Source organism: Enterobacter sp. 200527-13, assembly GCF_027924865.1.
GTDB classification, from domain to species: domain Bacteria; phylum Pseudomonadota; class Gammaproteobacteria; order Enterobacterales; family Enterobacteriaceae; genus Enterobacter; species Enterobacter ludwigii.
The window spans coordinates 172708-189529 of sequence record NZ_BSCM01000001.1 but is presented as its reverse complement, the minus strand read 5'-3'; the positions used below and the strand labels follow the sequence as shown (position 1 = coordinate 189529).

Genomic DNA, 16822 nt, shown 5'->3' with positions numbered 1-16822 from the left:
GTTTAAACGAAACCCATTGCTGCAATAGGTAAGATGAGAATTTTTCTCACCCGGAGAGCCCGGGTGAGAGAGGTGCAATTAGCCGAGGATTTTTTCCAGCTCTGCACGAACGTCAGCAACGGCTTTGGTGCCGTCAACTTTCGCGTATTTGGTGTTACCCGCCTGCGCTTCTTTGGTGTAATAACCGATCAGCGGAGCGGTCATCTGATGGTATTCCACCAGACGTTTACGCACGGTCTCTTCCTGATCGTCTTTACGGGTGGTCAGCTCTTCACCGGTAACGTCATCTTTACCTTCAACCTTAGGCGGGTTGAATTTGATGTGGTAAACGCGGCCAGAGGCAGCGTGTACGCGACGACCAACAATACGGTCAACGATCAGCTCGTCCGGCACGTCGAACTCGAGCACGTAGTCCACGTTGATGCCCGCTTCTTTCATGGCATCAGCCTGAGGAATGGTGCGTGGGAAGCCGTCCAGCAGGAAACCGTTACGGCAGTCTTCCTGAGCAATGCGCTCTTTGACCAGAGCGATAACCAGCTCGTCGGTCACCAGCTTGCCTGCGTCCATGATGTCTTTCGCTTGTTTACCCAGCTCGGAGCCAGATTTAACAGCGGCGCGCAGCATATCACCGGTGGAGATTTGCGGAATACCGTATTTCTCCATGATGAACTGAGCCTGAGTTCCTTTACCCGCGCCCGGAGCGCCAAGCAGAATAATACGCATTGCGAAAATCCCCTCAAAAGTCGATTCAATTTTTCAAAAGCGCTAAACAATACCACCAGAACGGATATGGCTCAAGGAAGGCAGGCAGGCTGAAACGGTTAATGAAGGGAGATTAAGGGGAAGGAGCGGTCTGGTGCCCTCCCCCGGTCCTCTCCCACAGGAGAGGGAGAAGACCAGGGGGAGGCGGGTCAATTACGCCAGCAGCAGCGCATTCACACGTTTAATGAACAGGTTAGGATCTTCCAGCGTGCCGCGCTCGGCCAGCAGAGACTGATCCAGCAGAAGCTCAACCCACTCGGCAAAGCGTGCTTCGTCCTGCGTATCGGCCGCGCGTTTCACCAGCGGATGATCCGGGTTCAGCTCGAAGATATATTTCACTTCTGGCATCGCCTGGCCCGCCGCGGCGAACAGTTTCGCCATCTGGGTGCTCATTTCATCCGCATCCGTGGTGACAATGGCCGGGGTATCAGTCAGACGGTGAGTGAAACGCACCTCTTTCACGCGATCGCCCAGCAGCGTTTTCACGCGCTCAACGAAAGGCTCCAGCGCCTTCTCCGCTTCTTTCGCGCTTTCGTCCACTTCATCGGCCAGCTTATCGATCGACTCATCGGCTTTGGCGACGGACTGGAACGCCTTACCGTCGAACTCGGTCAGGTAGTTCATCATCCACTCGTCGATGCGGTCAGACAGCAGCAGTACTTCGATGCCTTTCTTACGCAGCAGCTCGAGATGTGGGCTGCTCTTCGCCGCGGCGTAGCTGTCGGCGGTGATGTAATAGATCTTCTCCTGCCCTTCTTTCATGCGGGAGACGTACTCTTCCAGCGACACGGTCTGCGCAGAGGAGTCGGTGTGAGTGGAAGCGAAACGCAGCAGTTTAGCAATGGCTTCTACGTTGGATGTATCTTCCGCAGGGCCCTCTTTCAGCACCAGACCGAACTGTTTCCAGAAGGTCTGGTATTTTTCAGCGTCGTCTTTCGCCAGTTTTTCCAGCATCTGCAACGCACGTTTGGTCAGTGCATTACGCAGGTTGCGGGTGACGGTGCTGTCCTGCAGAATTTCACGGGAGACGTTCAGCGGCAGATCGTTGGAGTCAATCAGGCCACGCACAAAGCGCAGGTAGTTCGGCATGAACTGCTCGGCGTCATCCATGATAAACACGCGCTGGACGTACAGCTTCAGACCGTGCTTGTGATCGCGGTTCCACATATCCCACGGCGCCTGTGACGGGATATACAGCAGGCTGGTGTATTCCTGCTTACCTTCCACACGGTTGTGGCTCCAGGTGAGCGGATCGGTAAAGTCGTGGGCGATGTGTTTGTAGAATTCGTTGTATTCGTCGTCTTTAATTTCAGACTTATTGCGCGTCCACAGCGCCTGCGCCTTGTTGATTTTCTCCCAGGACACCACGGTTTCACCGTCTTTCTCTTCCTGTTTTTCAATCTCAACCGGCAGGGCAATATGGTCGGAGTATTTGCTGATGATGGAGCGCACGCGCCAGTCATTCAGGAAATCGTCTTCGCCTTCACGCAGGTGAAGGGTGATTTCGGTACCGCGGTCCGCTTTGGTGATGTCATCAACGGTGTATTCGCCTTCGCCTTTAGATTCCCAGAAGACGCCGTGATCCGCACTGTCGCCTGCTGCGCGGGTACGCACGGTGACTTTGTCCGCAACGATGAACGCCGAGTAGAAGCCCACACCGAACTGGCCGATCAGCTGGCTGTCTTTCGCCTGATCGGAGCCCATTGATTCGAGGAACGCTTTGGTACCGGATTTAGCAATGGTCCCGAGATGGTCGATGACCTCGTCGCGGTTCATACCAATGCCGTTATCGGCGATAGTCAGGGTACGGTTCTCTTTATCAAAAGAGACGCGCACGCGCAGCTCTCCGTCGCCTTCGTACAGATCCGGGTTAGACAGGGCGCGGAAGCGCAGCTTGTCCGCCGCATCGGAGGCGTTGGAAATCAGCTCACGCAGGAAGATTTCTTTGTTGGAATACAGGGAATGGATCATCAGGTGCAGAAGCTGTTTTACTTCTGACTGGAAACCACGGGTTTCTTGTCCTTTCATCTATGTCGACCTCAACAATGCCATTTAATGGGGTTTTAAAACGTTGAGGGAGAGATGGGGATACGAGGGGAGAATTTCAAGCGGAGGCCGCGATTGCAGCCTCCGTTTGGTCAGAAAATAATCTTGTGACGTCCAGCCAGAGAGTGGGACAGCGTGGTGCCGTCCACCATCTCCAGCTCACCGCCCACTGGCACGCCGTGAGCGATGCGGCTGGCGTCAACGCCATACTGTGCGCACAATTCGGCGATGTAGTTGGCCGTAGCTTCCCCTTCCACCGTTGGGTTGGTGGCGAGGATCACCTCTTTGATCGTTTCGGACTCAAGACGCTGTTCAAGGCGATCGAGACCGATATCGTCCGGGCCAATACCGTCCAGCGGGGAGAGATGCCCCATCAGCACAAAATAGCGGCCAGAAAACTGCCCGGTCTGTTCGATGGCATAGATGTCCGCCGGACTCTCCACCACGCAAATCTGACCGTTTTCCTGACGACGCGGATTAGTGCAGATGTTACACACGTCCTGCTCGGTAAAGGTACGGCAATCCGCACAGTGACCAATTTCTGACATGGCACGGGTCAAAGCCTGCGCCAGGCGCATCCCGCCGCTGCGGTCGCGCTGCAATAGCGTAAACGCCATGCGCTGCGCCGACTTCGGGCCGACACCCGGCAGACAGCGCAGTGCTTCCATTAACTGCGTGAGCAGCGGACTGGTTTGCATCAGAATGGCATCTTGAAGCCAGGCGGCAGTTGCATACCGCTGGAAACAGAGGCCATTTTCTCTTTCTGAGTTTCATCGATACGGCGCGCAGCATCGTTAAACGCGGCTGCAACCAGATCTTCCAGCATGTCTTTGTCGTCTTCGAGCAGGCTTGGGTCGATTTCAACGCGACGGCAGTTATGCGCACCGTTGATGGTCACCTTGACCAGACCGGCACCGGATTCACCCGTGACTTCCAGCTGAGCGATCTCTTCCTGCATCTTCTGCATTTTTTCCTGCATCTGCTGAGCCTGCTTCATCAGGCCACCCAGACCGCCTTTTCCACCAAACATAGGCTTCTCTCTTCTTTCACGTTTAAGGATTACAACCGTAAGTCAGACTCACGATCAAATGGGGCGAATACTCTCTTCATCCAGATCGGCGTCGAAGAACCGGCGCAGAGTCTGGATATTGTTATCCGCGATAATCGACTCGCGCGCCTGCGCGAGCTTCTCTTCATAAATCGCCTGACGCCATTCCAGTGGCGTTCGCACCGCCGGATTATCATCTTCAATGATAGTCAATTCAACCGGTGCACCGTGTAATGCGGTGAGCGCCTCGGCCAGCGCTTTTTGCGCCCCAGGGGAATTCAGATGCCGCTGACCCGGTCGCAGGTGTAAAAGTACCTGATGACCGTCCTGCTCTTTCCAGGCATTCAGCGCGACCTGCTCAACCAGCTTCGGCAACTGCAGTTTACTGACCTCTGCGGCCCACGCGTCACGCTCAATAGACTCTTCGGCAAGTTTCGCGGAAAGCTCAGGTGTTTTTTCATGCTCCAGCGCCTTTTTTAGCGCTTTCGGTGTGGCAACTTCTTCTTTCACCTCTTCAACGAGGGTTGTTGCCTTCCAGCGGTAAGCCTCTTCTTTCACCGGGGCTTTTTGCTCGAGCGCGGACGGTGCAGGGCGCGACTGAACGCGCTCCGTAACCGAAGCCAGTCGTTCAAGCGCGGCGTTGTTCACCGGCCGCGCTCTTCCTGGCGCTGCCGGTTCACTCTTTTTTGGTTTGGTTGCTCCCTGAGCACGTTGCAACTGGCTTCGTGCGGCAAGCACCGAACTGGTGGCCTCCGGCAGCGGTACGTTCTGCTGCGGGGGAGCCGTCGGCTGCGGTGGCACCTGCTGAGGCGACATCACCGCAGTGGGGGCGACCGGAGCAAAAGACTGTCGGGGCACTTCCGGCTCCGGCAGAGGCATGCGCGGATGGAACGCCAGCGCACGCAGCAGGGTCATTTCAACGCCCATCCGGGGATCCGGCGCAAACGGCAGCTCTTTGCGGCCAATCAGCAGCGTCTGGTAATAAAGCTGCACGTCAGCCGGTGGGACGGTGCGCGCAAGTTCACGCATCCGGTGTTCAATAACCGCCATATCGGCACCGATGGCGGACGGAGAAAGCTGCAGCATCGCCACGCGGTGCAGCAGACTCAGCATCTCAACCAGCAGCGCTTCCCATTCAATGCCCCGGGCAGCCGCGGCGTTCACCAGCGACATGACGCGTTCACCGTTGGCGGCGATCATCGCTTCGATGAGAGAGAGCGCCTGATCGTCATCCAGCGTGCCGAGCATGGTGCTGACCGCGTCGGTCGAGAGTTTACCGTCACCGCTGGCAATCGCCTGGTCGGTGAGACTTAAGGCATCACGAAGGCTGCCGTCTGCCGCGCGGGCCAGCAGCTGCAGGGCGCGCTGTTCGTGGACAATCTTCTCTTCATCAAGAATATGTTCAAGCTGAGCGCGGATCTGCTCGACGTCCAGCGCCTTCAGATGGAACTGCAGGCAACGCGACAAAATAGTGACCGGCAGCTTTTGCGGATCGGTGGTCGCCAGCAGGAATTTCACATGCGCGGGCGGCTCTTCCAGCGTTTTCAGCAGGGCGTTGAAGCTGTGGCGTGACAGCATGTGCACTTCATCGATCAGGTAGACCTTGAAGCGGCCACGCGCCGGTGCGTACTGCACGTTGTCGAGCAGATCGCGGGTATCTTCCACTTTCGTGCGCGAGGCGGCGTCGATCTCAATCAGATCGACAAAGCGCCCCTGCTCAATTTCACGGCAGTTGTCACACACGCCGCACGGCGTGGCGGTGATCCCGGTTTCGCAGTTCAGACCTTTTGCCAGCAAACGGGCAATAGAGGTCTTACCGACGCCGCGGGTGCCGGAGAAAAGATAAGCGTGATGGATGCGACCTAGCGACAAGCCGTTCGCCAGGGCCGTCAGCACATGCTCCTGACCGACAACGTCAGCAAAGGTTTGTGGTCGCCATTTACGGGCTAACACCTGATAACTCATGGGCAGGCTCTGCAACGCTGGAAGGTGAATTTATGGAGGGGAATGCTATCACAACCTCACCCATTGAGCGAGGTTGTGAAAACCGGGATTAATGACCCGGGAAAGGCACCAGGCTGTAGCTGGTAATGCCCTGTTTTTCCAGGCGCTGTTCGCCACCCAGATCGAACAGGTTAATGATGAATGCCGCGTCGGTCACTTCACCACCCAGACGACGGATCAGCTTCACGGTCGCTTCAATCGTGCCGCCGGTCGCCAGCAGATCGTCAACCACCAGCACTTTATCGCCAGGCTTGATCGCATCAACGTGGATTTCCAGCTGATCGGTGCCGTACTCCAGTTCGTAGCTCTCTGCGATGGTTTCACGCGGCAGTTTGCGCGGTTTACGCACCGGCACAAAGCCAACACCCATTGCCAGCGCGACCGGCGCGCCAAACAGGAATCCACGGGCTTCGGTACCCACTACTTTGGTGATCCCGGCGTTTTTATAACGCTCGACCAGCAGTTCAATGCTGAGCGCGTACGCTTTCGGGTCTTCCAGCAAGCTGGTGACATCACGGAAAAGAATGCCAGGCTTTGGATAGTCCTGGATACTTTTGATGCTGTTTTTCAGATATTCAAGCTGCTGTGCAGTTGCGGTCATCGGTTTGTGCCTAAATGAAACAGTGTTACTCACAGCGCGCAACGAGTCGGCCAGGGTAACAATTGTTTAACCTTTGACCAGGCGCAGCTGTGCTCGAAAACGGTCGAATTTACTGGCTGCGCGCAATAATTGCAACAGCCATTATAAGGCTTCAGTGCTTTTGTTGCTTTTCATCAACCACGGGGATCCGCCACATAAAGAAAAGCAGACAGGCGAGGATCGTCAGCAACAGAATGCGCACCCACATCATTTTCACCAGCCATAATGAAATGGCAAAGGTAATCAGGATCACCGCGATTGCACGCGGCTTCGCACCGGGCGGCATTGCCCGATGTTTTTGCCAGTGGCGCAAATAGCCGCCAAACCAGGAGCGGTACAGCAGCCAGTGGTGAAAGCGCGGCGATGAACGGGCGAAGCACCAGGCTGCCAGCAGGATAAAAGGCGTGGTGGGCAATAAGGGCAAAACCACGCCCAGCGTGCCTAACACTACCGCGAGCCAGCCAATGATGATTAAAATAGTACGCTGCATAATGCGAATCGTTATCAAACTGAACGGCTACTTTACCACTGGAGAGCGTATTGAAAACAGCCCTGCTTCTGGAGACGCTGCAAAATCAGCTGTCCACCCTGCGCGCGCAGGCTACGCCGTTAATGGGGCATGCTACGCTGAAGCCGCGCTTTGACCGGCAGCTTTTTCGTACCCGCAGCACGCGCATCCAGGATTATGTTGCTGAGGCGCAGACGAATCTTGATGAGTTGCGCCATGCGGTTGAGAACAACCAACAGCAACAGGTCGCCTGGCTTGCGGAACATCTCACCGAGCAGATCACCGCCCTGCACCGTGAAATGACCGCCTGGCCGCTACGCGTCTGGGACAGCGCGTCGCCGGGTCTCGGTAAATGGCAGCGCAAGCGGCTGGAGAACCAGGAGTTTGCGCGCCGTCTGTTTGAGATGAAGCAGGAGCGGGAAACGCGCCTGAACGCAAGCGAGACGCTGGAAGAGCAGCAGTTATTAATGCGAGAGATTAGCGCCCTCGAGGGCCGCATCGTTCGTTGCCGTCAGGCGCTGGATGAAATCGAACGCGTCATTGAACGTCTGACCCGTTAACAGGAGCCGTAAATGTCACTGGAAAATGCACCCGATGAGGTCAAACTGGCCGTCGATTTGATTATGCTGCTGGAGAATCATGACATCCCTGCCCAGACGGTGCTGAAAGCACTTGAGATAGTGAAGACGGATTTTGAAGGCAAGGTGAAGGCCAGTCGCCTTCACCCTGACCCCCTCCCACCAGGAGAGGGAACCTGAATTACGCCGGGGTAGGATCGTCACCCTGAATCTCGCGCTTCACTTCCGTATGCTCGTCACCTTTCTCGTTACGCAGGTGAACTTCAAGCTGGTTGAAGGCGATGTTAATGTTATTTTCACGGCACAGACGATCGATAGTGCGGTTCAGCTCATCCACGGTGTAGCTGCGATCGCGCAGCTCACGCACGTATAACCGCAGCTCGTGATCCAGCGTGCTCGGCCCGAAGGTGGTGAAGAATACATCTGGGGCGGGCTCGTGCATCACCTTAGGATGCGATTTCGCGGCTTTTAACAACACCTCTTTCACTTTATCCAGATCGGAGCCGTAGGCCACACCCAGTCGAATGACGACGCGCGTTGTAGTGTCAGAGAGCGACCAGTTGATCAGTCGCTCGGTGACGAACGCTTTGTTCGGGATGATCACCTCTTTGCGATCGAAGTCGGTGATGGTGGTGGCACGAATACGGATCTTGCTGACCGTTCCCGAGAAGGTGCCGATGGTGACGGTATCACCGATACGTACCGGACGTTCGAACAGGATGATCAGGCCGGAAACAAAGTTACCGAAGATCTCCTGCAAGCCAAAACCAAGACCGACAGAGAGCGCGGCCGCCAGCCACTGCAGTTTATCCCACGACACGCCAAGCGAGCCAAAGACCGTCATCGCCCCGACAATAATAATGACGTAGTTGAGGATGGTGGTGATGGCATACGACGCCCCCTGACGCAGGTTCAGACGCGACAGCACCAGCACTTCAAGCAGGCCTGGCAGGTTTCGAATCAACGCCCAGGCAACCACTGACGACACCAGGGCAAAGAGCAGGCTGCCCATGGTCACGCTTTTCATTACCGCGGCGCCCGCTTCGGTGCCGTTGTATTGCCAGAGGGTGATACTGTCGAGGTAGGCGAAGACGGTGATTAAATCAGACCAGATCGCCCAGAACATCACCGCAAACAGCGCGATCATCACCAGCATGGTGATACGCAGTGTCTGCTGATTAACCTGCTCCAGCGCGATGGTTGGCTCTTCCTGTGGCTCCGCGCCTTCGGCCCCCTCCTTCACCTGATGCTGGCGACGCGCGATGGCACGACGATAAGCGATGCGGCGAGCCGCCACGCTCAGGCCGCGCAGTACGGTCTGATAGAGCAGGTTCCAGACGATCACCAGATAGACGGTTTCAATCCAGCGTCCGGACAGGCGCAACGTGGTATAGAAGTACCCCGTCGCCGTGAGCACCATCAGTGCGAGTGGAATAATCGCCAGTACCGTCACGGTGGCCAGACGAATGTTGTGAGACTCTTTATCCCGCCAGCTGTCGCGGCACATCGGCCACATCAGGATGGCAATGAGCAGCAGGTTCAGCAAAATAACCAGCTGGCCCATGACATCGTCCATCAGGTGCAGCGGAGACAGCTCAGCGACAACGGACCAGAAGTGCAGCGGCAACAGCGCCAGGCTGACGCGTACAATCTGACGACGCCAGTGGCTGGTCAGTTGCGCAGGCATGTTGAAATGACGCACTGCAACGCCGTCTTTTTCCAGCACCTTCCAGCACACGCCAAACACCAGCCAGAACAGGGCCAGTTTTTTACTGAACGCCCACAGCAGGTCGCTGATGTTGAGCTGCATCGTCAGCAGGATAAGCCCCACCGCCAGAATAATCAGGCAGACCGGCAGCGCGCGGATCAGATCGATCAGAATCGCTTTTGGCGTGTGCAGCTGACTGTCGTTACGCAGTTGCCCCACTTCAGACGCCAGCTTATCCTGGTATTTCTTCAGCCAGCCCAGACGCCAGCGGATCAGGCCGGCAATCAGCAGCAGCGGGAGCCCCGCCAGGAAGGCAATCATCACCGCAGGCCAGGCTTTCTCCCAGTTTACGGTGATTTTCATGCTCTTAATCTGCGCCTTCAACGTTTCAGGGAAGGATTTAATCCAGTCCCAGTCCATCGGCTTGTTGCTATTAACCCAGAAAATCTGCTGGGTCAGGATCTCCTGCAGACTTTTCGACACGCTCACCAGCTGTTGCTGGTTGATCTGCAGGTTAATCGCCATCATCAGCTGGTTGCCGAGCTGTTTGTTGAGCTGGTCGAGCAGCTCGCGGCGCATATCCACAACCTGCAGCAGAGCGTCGTGAACTTCCGGGTTCACTTCACTGGAATGGCCCTCTTCCAATTTGGCGACAAACGTATCGCTCTGGAAAAGGGCGTCGCGCTGCTGGTTCACATCGAATTGTTCCAGACGCAAATCCGCAATGCGGTTGGTCATGTCCTCGAGCTCATCGGCGGACGGCAGCGTCTGCTGTTGCTGGTAGAGAATACGCGACAGCAGCAGGCTGCCTTTCAGAACCGCAATCTGCTCTTTAATGTTGCGTTCAGCCTGCAGCGCGCGGTCCAGCCAGTTTTTCACTCTGATATTTTGCTGAACCAGCGAGTTACCGCTTTCTGTTGCCAGTATCAGGCGCTGGCTAAGCTGATGGTTAGCCTCGAGCTCCTGTTTCACCAGCGGGTTCGCCTGAATGCGGGCAGTTTCGTCCGGTGAGACGGCTTCCTGAGCCGTTTTCTCCGTCAGCGTAAGGCGCTTACTGTTAACCGCCTCCTGCAACAGCTGAAGCTGATGTTCCAGACGATTAATGTTCGCTGTTACGTAGTCGCGCTGCTTCTGGAGCGTATCCTGCAGCACCGTATTCCCTTCCAGGCTTTTACGCTGCTGTTCGATTTGCGCATTCAGTAAGGCCTGCTGCACCAGCAGCAGCGTTTGCTGCGTTGGGCGCAGGGTGCCTTCGCCAACCGACGTACCGTTCAGACGGTTGCGGATCTGCTGCAGCTGCTGAGAGGCGGCGTACATCGCATTTTGCACGCGCTCGGGCTGGGTTTGCAGGGAGACAAGCTGGCTGTTGTACGTGCCGAGATCGGACTGCGCCGTTTGCAGATCGTCGAGCAGCTGTGCGACGCGCGATTCCAGCTGACGCAATGACAGGGTCGCGAGCGTTTTACGGGTTTCGTCGTCATTATCCACATCGCTCAGGGCATTCAGCGATTCCGTGGCCTTACGCATGTTTTCAGGCGCCTGCGCCACTTTCTGCCGAAGCTGTGTGGTTTCCGCTTTAACACGCTCAATTTTATCAAGCGTTTCCAGCGTCTCGGTCAGATCCTGCTGAACGAGCTTATCCAGAGCAGAGAGATCTTTTTGTTTATTCAGGGTGTCGAGTTGCGACTGAACATCACTGCGTGAAGGGATGTCATTGTTGTTATCGGCGCGGGCCCAGGAAAGCGGTGCCGTTGCGAAGAAAAACAGCGTCGCCAATAAAAATACAAGAACAGGATGTTGCGAGCGATTGGTGTGCAGCATAGTTGTGAATGATGTCAGAAGATGACCGAAAATAGTCCGGCGTGCAGGATATCACGCTCGCCTGAAGCAGAATAGCGCGAACGTGAGCCTCTAAGAGAAATCCTGGAATCGCGTCAGGCTGTTAGCGAGCCTGACTTGCCATGCAGCGTCGGGGAGAGCTGGCACATCTCCAGGAAAATAGCCACATAGCTGCGGGCTTCGTTCTTCAGGTCAAAGGAGTCCGGGGCGAAAAGCCAGTTTTCCATCAGGCCGGAAATATAACTGCGCATCAGGACTGCCGCCCGTCGGGTCATTAACGTCGCCGGCAGCTGGTTCGCCTGCATGCACTGGGTGAGGACCTGTTCAATGCGATCGTAGCTTTCCAGACACAGGCTGCGCTGCGCCTGCTGGACGACCGCCATCTCTCCGACCAACTCGCATTTATGGTAGATGATTTCCATCATTAACCTGCGACGTTCTTCAACTACCGTTGCTTCAAGGATATATACTAATATTTCTCTTAATACTGAGAGTGGATCCTCGGGGAATTTTGCCCGATACTCAGTCTCAAGATCGCTAATGCTGGACTCTGAGAGTTGCCAGATTTCACTGAACAGATCTGTCTTGTCTTTAAAATGCCAGTAAATCGCTCCCCGCGTGACGCCCGCGGCCTGAGCAATCTGCGCCAGCGAGGTTGACGAAACACCCTGCTGAGAAAACAAACGCATAGCCACATCCAGAATGTGTTGTCGGGTTTCAAGCGCTTGTTGTTTGGTTTTTCGTGCCATACGTTAGTGAATTTACAGGAGTCAGATTTACATACATTTGTGAATGTATGTACCATAGCATGACGATAATATAAACGCAGCAATGGGTTTTTGGACTCAGGACCATTGATCAATTTGAAATCGGACACTCGAGGTTTACATATGAACAAAAACAGAGGGTTAACGCCTCTGGCGGTCGTTCTGATGCTCTCAGGCAGCTTAGCGCTAACAGGATGTGACGACAAACAGGCTCAACAAGGAGCTCAGCAGGTGCCAGAAGTTGGCGTGGTGACGCTCAAGTCCGAACCTCTCCAGATAACGACAGAATTACCGGGCCGTACCAGCGCATACCGCATCGCAGAAGTGCGTCCTCAGGTGAGTGGTATCATCCTGAAACGTAACTTCACCGAGGGTGGTGAAGTGAAAGCTGGCGAGTCTCTGTATCAGATTGATCCGGCAACCTACCAGGCCTCCTATGAGAGCGCGAAAGGCGATCTGGCGAAAGCAGAAGCTGCAGCCAAAATCTCCCAACTGACGCTGAACCGTTACAAAAAACTGCTCGGTACCAAGTACATCAGTCAACAGGATTATGACACTGCCCTGTCTGATGCACAGCAGACCAACGCCGCCGTGATTGCCGCGAAAGCTGCAGTGGAAACAGCGCGTATCAACCTCGCCTATACCAAAGTGACCTCCCCAATCAGCGGTCGCATTGGTAAATCTTCCGTCACGGAAGGGGCGCTGGTGCAGAACGGTCAGACCAACGCGTTGGCTACCGTGCAGCAGCTTGATCCGATTTACGTTGACGTGACCCAGTCCAGCAACGATTTCCTGCGCCTGAAACAAGAGCTGGCAAACGGCACGCTGAAGCAGGAAAACGGTAAAGCCAAAGTGGAGCTCGTGACCAATGACGGTATCAAGTTCCCGCAGGCAGGCACACTGGAATTCTCCGATGTGACGGTCGACCAAACCACCGGTTCCATCACCTTACGTGCGATTTTCCCGAACCCGGATAAGACACTCTTACCTGGTATGTTCGTTCGCGCGCGTCTGGAAGAAGGCACCAACCCAACCGCACTTCTGGTGCCTCAGCAGGGTGTCACCCGTACGCCACGTGGCGACGCGAGTGCACTGGTTGTCGGGGCTGATGACAAAGTCGAAACGCGCAACATCACTGCCACGCAGGCGATTGGCGATAAATGGCTGGTGACGGAAGGTCTGAAAGATGGCGATCGCGTGATTATTACTGGTTTGCAAAAAGTTCGTCCTGGCGCGCAGGTCAAAGCACAGGAAGTGAAATCTGACGATAAACAACAAGCTTCGGCCGCTGGCCAGTCAGAACAAACCAAGTCTTAACTTAAACAGGAGCCGTTAAGACATGCCTAATTTCTTTATCGATCGCCCCATATTTGCATGGGTGATCGCCATAATCATCATGCTGGCTGGGGGACTTGCGATCCTGAAGCTGCCTGTCGCGCAATATCCAACGATTGCGCCACCGGCGGTAACAATTTCCGCAACCTACCCCGGGGCTGATGCAAAAACGGTGCAGGACACCGTGACACAGGTTATCGAACAGAACATGAACGGTATCGATAACCTGATGTACATGTCCTCAAACAGTGACTCAACCGGTACGGTACAGATCACCCTGACCTTCCAGTCAGGTACTGATGCTGACATCGCGCAGGTTCAGGTCCAGAACAAACTGCAGCTCGCCATGCCGTTGCTGCCACAAGAAGTACAACAGCAGGGTGTGAGCGTCGAGAAATCGTCCAGTAGCTTCCTGATGGTTGTTGGCGTGATCAACACCAACGGCACCATGACGCAGGAGGATATTTCCGACTACGTGGGCGCCAACATGAAGGACGCCATCAGCCGTACGTCTGGTGTGGGTGACGTTCAGCTGTTCGGTTCTCAGTACGCGATGCGTATCTGGATGGATCCGAACAAACTGAACAACTTCCAGCTGACGCCGGTGGACGTGATCAACGCCATCAAAGCGCAGAACGCCCAGGTTGCCGCCGGTCAGTTAGGCGGTACCCCGCCGGTGAAAGGCCAGCAGCTTAACGCCTCGATCATCGCACAGACCCGTCTGACCTCCGCCGATGAGTTCAGTAAAATTCTGCTGAAGGTGAATCAGGACGGTTCGCAGGTTCGTCTGCGCGACGTGGCGAAAGTGGAACTGGGTGGCGAAAACTACGACATCATTGCGAAGTTTAACGGCAAGCCAGCTTCCGGTCTCGGGATCAAACTGGCGACAGGTGCTAACGCCCTGGACACCGCGACGGCTATCCGTGCGGAACTGAAGAAGATGGAACCGTTCTTCCCGTCAGGCCTGAAGATCGTTTATCCGTATGACACCACGCCGTTCGTCAAAATCTCGATTCACGAAGTGGTTAAAACCCTGGCAGAAGCGATCATTCTGGTATTCCTGGTCATGTATCTGTTCCTGCAAAACTTCCGCGCGACGCTGATCCCAACCATCGCCGTACCGGTCGTATTGCTCGGGACCTTCGCCATACTGGCCATCTTTGGCTACTCGATAAACACCCTGACAATGTTCGGGATGGTGCTCGCCATCGGCTTGCTTGTGGATGACGCCATCGTGGTGGTAGAAAACGTCGAGCGTGTCATGGCGGAAGAAGGTCTACCGCCGAAGGAAGCAACCCGTAAATCCATGGGCCAGATCCAGGGCGCGCTGGTCGGTATCGCGATGGTACTGTCTGCGGTATTTATCCCGATGGCCTTCTTCGGCGGCTCAACCGGTGCAATTTATCGTCAGTTCTCCATCACCATTGTCTCGGCGATGGCGCTGTCGGTACTGGTTGCATTGATCCTGACGCCTGCACTGTGTGCCACCATGCTGAAACCTGTTCAGAAAGGCGGTCACGGCGAGCATAAAGGGTTCTTCGGCTGGTTTAACCGCATGTTTGATAAGAGCACGCATCACTACACCGATAGCGTGGGTAACATCCTGCGCAGCACCGGTCGTTACCTGCTGCTCTATATCATCATCGTGGTGGGGATGGCCTATCTGTTCGTTCGTCTGCCAAGCTCGTTCCTGCCCGATGAAGACCAGGGCGTGTTCCTGACGATGGCACAGCTGCCGGCGGGTGCCTCGCAAGAACGTACCCAGAAGGTGCTGGATGAAGTAACGGATTACTACCTCACCAAAGAGAAAGCTAACGTTGAATCCGTGTTTGCGGTTAACGGCTTTGGCTTTGCGGGTCGTGGTCAGAACACCGGTATTGCCTTCGTTTCTCTGAAAGACTGGTCAGAACGTCCGGGCGAAGAGAACAAAGTTGAGGCGATTACTGGCCGTGCAATGGGCACGTTCTCACAGATTAAAGATGCGATGGTCTTCGCCTTTAACCTGCCAGCGATTGTTGAACTGGGGACAGCGACAGGTTTCGACTTCCAGCTGATTGACCAGGGCGGTCTGGGTCATGAAAAACTGACGCAGGCACGTAACCAGCTGTTCGGTGAAGTGGCGAAACACCCTGACCTTCTGGTCGGCGTGCGTCCTAACGGTCTGGAAGATACGCCTCAATACAAAATCGACATCGATCAGGAGAAAGCGCAGGCACTGGGCGTTTCCATCAGTGACATCAATACCACGCTGGGTGCGGCCTGGGGCGGTAGCTACGTCAACGACTTCATCGACCGTGGTCGTGTGAAGAAAGTGTACGTGATGTCAGAAGCGCAATACCGTATGTTACCGAACGATATCAACAACTGGTACGTTCGCGGCAACAACGGCCAGATGGTGCCGTTCTCATCCTTCTCTACGTCGCACTGGGAATACGGTTCGCCGCGTCTGGAACGTTATAACGGGCTGCCATCCATGGAGATCCTGGGTCAGGCCGCACCAGGCCGAAGCACCGGTGAAGCCATGAACCTGATGGAAGAGCTGGCAGGTAAATTGCCTGCGGGTATCGGCTATGACTGGACCGGTATGTCCTACCAGGAACGTCTGTCCGGAAACCAGGCCCCTGCCCTGTACGCCATTTCACTGATTGTGGTCTTCCTGTGTCTGGCGGCACTGTATGAGAGCTGGTCGATTCCGTTCTCCGTTATGCTGGTGGTGCCACTGGGGGTTATCGGTGCGCTGCTTGCGGCAACGTTCCGTGGATTAACCAACGACGTGTACTTCCAGGTGGGCCTGCTGACAACCATTGGCTTGTCGGCGAAGAACGCGATACTTATCGTTGAATTCGCCAAAGATCTGATGGAGAAAGAAGGTAAAGGCCTGATTGAGGCGACGCTTGACGCGGTGCGTATGCGTCTGCGCCCAATCCTGATGACATCACTGGCATTTATCCTCGGGGTAATGCCGCTGGTTATCAGTACCGGTGCGGGTTCCGGTGCACAGAACGCCGTCGGTACAGGCGTTATGGGGGGTATGGTTACCGCAACCGTACTTGCTATCTTCTTCGTTCCGGTATTCTTCGTGGTGGTTCGCCGCCGCTTTAGCCGCAAGAATGAAGATATTGAGCACAGTCATTCGGTAGAACCGCACTGATACCGGTTTCACATGATAAAAAGGCCGCATTAGCGGCCTTTTTCTTTTTCAGAAAAAAATCATAAAATAGGCTTATTGTGCTTCTATTTATTTCCTGCCGCCTACAATGACATATCATAATTAAGTGATAACGTAATCGCTGAATTCAGGATTTTTTTAATTTCATTTCCCTGCTTAAATGATTAGGAATATTCCTAACCATATCTTCAGACAAAGAGAACTCCGGATTTGGACATCTTAGGATTGTTTACGCTAAGCCAATGAAACGTAAGGGAGCGAAAAAAGTTCCACGTTAATCTGGATAAAAATGTTTAGCGCTGAAGGCACATTTGCGTAAAGGCTCGCAGTCAGTGCTTTTATTTGTAATTTTTCGTAATAGCGCGGTGAAATCTTGATCAGAGTGGATTATAGTTAGAGTTATCAGGAACACAGCACC

At 54.9% G+C, this 16822-nt stretch carries 13 protein-coding genes and 1 other annotated feature; of the genes, 4 read left to right on the top strand and 9 right to left on the bottom strand.

Annotated elements, in window-relative coordinates; translation table 11 throughout:
* Positions 1-78: 78 nt before the first annotated feature.
* The 7 genes from adk to QMG44_RS00880 all read right to left on the bottom strand — a co-directional run bounded on the left by adk (position 79) and on the right by QMG44_RS00880 (position 6990).
* A complete protein-coding gene (adk, locus tag QMG44_RS00910) occupies positions 79-723 on the bottom strand; it encodes an adenylate kinase (protein WP_006809841.1) in 645 nt (214 codons plus the stop codon).
* A 192-nt stretch (positions 724-915) separates the two neighbouring features.
* Positions 916-2790, bottom strand: a complete 1875-nt coding sequence (gene htpG / locus QMG44_RS00905; protein ID WP_014168914.1) for a molecular chaperone HtpG — start codon at positions 2788-2790, stop codon at positions 916-918.
* Between the two features lie 110 nt (positions 2791-2900).
* A complete protein-coding gene (gene recR / locus QMG44_RS00900) occupies positions 2901-3506 on the bottom strand; it encodes a recombination mediator RecR (protein WP_006809843.1) in 606 nt (201 codons plus the stop codon).
* Positions 3506-3838, bottom strand: a complete 333-nt coding sequence (locus QMG44_RS00895) for a YbaB/EbfC family nucleoid-associated protein (RefSeq protein ID WP_010428194.1) — start codon at positions 3836-3838, stop codon at positions 3506-3508. The genes recR and QMG44_RS00895 overlap by 1 nt, the downstream gene beginning before the upstream one ends.
* Positions 3839-3892: 54 nt before the next feature.
* Positions 3893-5821 (bottom strand): DNA polymerase III subunit gamma/tau, encoded by a 1929-nt coding sequence (gene dnaX / locus QMG44_RS00890; RefSeq protein WP_086532869.1) that lies wholly within the window; start codon positions 5819-5821, stop codon positions 3893-3895.
* Positions 4499-4563 (bottom strand) — a sequence feature (DnaX frameshifting element). Its footprint overlaps the gene before it by 65 nt.
* Before the next feature lie 88 nt (positions 5822-5909).
* Complete coding sequence (apt, locus tag QMG44_RS00885; RefSeq protein ID WP_000127359.1) at positions 5910-6461, bottom strand: adenine phosphoribosyltransferase; 552 nt, start codon at positions 6459-6461, stop codon at positions 5910-5912.
* Between the two features lie 151 nt (positions 6462-6612).
* Complete coding sequence (locus QMG44_RS00880; protein WP_020885182.1) at positions 6613-6990, bottom strand: DUF454 family protein; 378 nt, start codon at positions 6988-6990, stop codon at positions 6613-6615.
* Positions 6991-7040: 50 nt separating this feature from the next.
* On the opposite strand from QMG44_RS00880, the gene priC reads away from it, so the two are divergent.
* Together priC and rsmS are read left to right on the top strand one after the other, a co-directional pair.
* Positions 7041-7568, top strand: coding sequence for a primosomal replication protein N'' (gene priC / locus QMG44_RS00875; protein ID WP_032677540.1), 528 nt, complete (start codon positions 7041-7043; stop codon positions 7566-7568).
* A gap of 12 nt (positions 7569-7580) precedes the next feature.
* The gene (gene rsmS, locus QMG44_RS00870; RefSeq protein WP_014168908.1) at positions 7581-7766 is read left to right on the top strand and encodes a pleiotropic regulatory protein RsmS; all 186 of its coding nucleotides are present in this window, start codon (positions 7581-7583) and stop codon (positions 7764-7766) included.
* A gap of 1 nt (position 7767) precedes the next feature.
* Here the strand turns inward: rsmS and mscK are convergent, their stop codons facing one another.
* Positions 7768-11115, bottom strand: coding sequence for a mechanosensitive channel MscK (mscK, locus tag QMG44_RS00865; protein ID WP_014168907.1), 3348 nt, complete (start codon positions 11113-11115; stop codon positions 7768-7770).
* A gap of 113 nt (positions 11116-11228) precedes the next feature.
* Positions 11229-11882 (bottom strand): multidrug efflux transporter transcriptional repressor AcrR, encoded by a 654-nt coding sequence (gene acrR / locus QMG44_RS00860; RefSeq protein WP_014168906.1) that lies wholly within the window; start codon positions 11880-11882, stop codon positions 11229-11231.
* Positions 11883-12023: 141 nt separating this feature from the next.
* Between acrR and acrA the strand changes: the two genes are divergently transcribed.
* Positions 12024-13217, top strand: coding sequence for a multidrug efflux RND transporter periplasmic adaptor subunit AcrA (gene acrA / locus QMG44_RS00855; protein WP_020885186.1), 1194 nt, complete (start codon positions 12024-12026; stop codon positions 13215-13217).
* A 22-nt stretch (positions 13218-13239) separates the two neighbouring features.
* Positions 13240-16386, top strand: a complete 3147-nt coding sequence (gene acrB, locus QMG44_RS00850; RefSeq protein ID WP_014168904.1) for a multidrug efflux RND transporter permease subunit AcrB — start codon at positions 13240-13242, stop codon at positions 16384-16386.
* The last annotated feature ends 436 nt before the right edge of the window (positions 16387-16822 follow it).

Bases quoted from the DNA above. Each gene is read 5' to 3' on its own strand.
- adk (WP_006809841.1), bottom strand. From the start codon at position 723: ATGCGTATTATTCTGCTTGGCGCTCCGGGCGCGGGTAAAGGAACTCAG.
- htpG (WP_014168914.1), bottom strand. From the start codon at position 2,790: ATGAAAGGACAAGAAACCCGTGGTTTCCAGTCAGAAGTAAAACAGCTT.
- dnaX (WP_086532869.1), bottom strand. From the start codon at position 5,821: ATGAGTTATCAGGTGTTAGCCCGTAAATGGCGACCACAAACCTTTGCT.
- acrB (WP_014168904.1), top strand. From the start codon at position 13,240: ATGCCTAATTTCTTTATCGATCGCCCCATATTTGCATGGGTGATCGCC.
- rsmS (WP_014168908.1), top strand. From the start codon at position 7,581: ATGTCACTGGAAAATGCACCCGATGAGGTCAAACTGGCCGTCGATTTG.
- mscK (WP_014168907.1), bottom strand. From the start codon at position 11,115: ATGCTGCACACCAATCGCTCGCAACATCCTGTTCTTGTATTTTTATTG.
- recR (WP_006809843.1), bottom strand. From the start codon at position 3,506: ATGCAAACCAGTCCGCTGCTCACGCAGTTAATGGAAGCACTGCGCTGT.
- QMG44_RS00895 (WP_010428194.1), bottom strand. From the start codon at position 3,838: ATGTTTGGTGGAAAAGGCGGTCTGGGTGGCCTGATGAAGCAGGCTCAG.
- acrR (WP_014168906.1), bottom strand. From the start codon at position 11,882: ATGGCACGAAAAACCAAACAACAAGCGCTTGAAACCCGACAACACATT.
- apt (WP_000127359.1), bottom strand. From the start codon at position 6,461: ATGACCGCAACTGCACAGCAGCTTGAATATCTGAAAAACAGCATCAAA.
- acrA (WP_020885186.1), top strand. From the start codon at position 12,024: ATGAACAAAAACAGAGGGTTAACGCCTCTGGCGGTCGTTCTGATGCTC.
- QMG44_RS00880 (WP_020885182.1), bottom strand. From the start codon at position 6,990: ATGCAGCGTACTATTTTAATCATCATTGGCTGGCTCGCGGTAGTGTTA.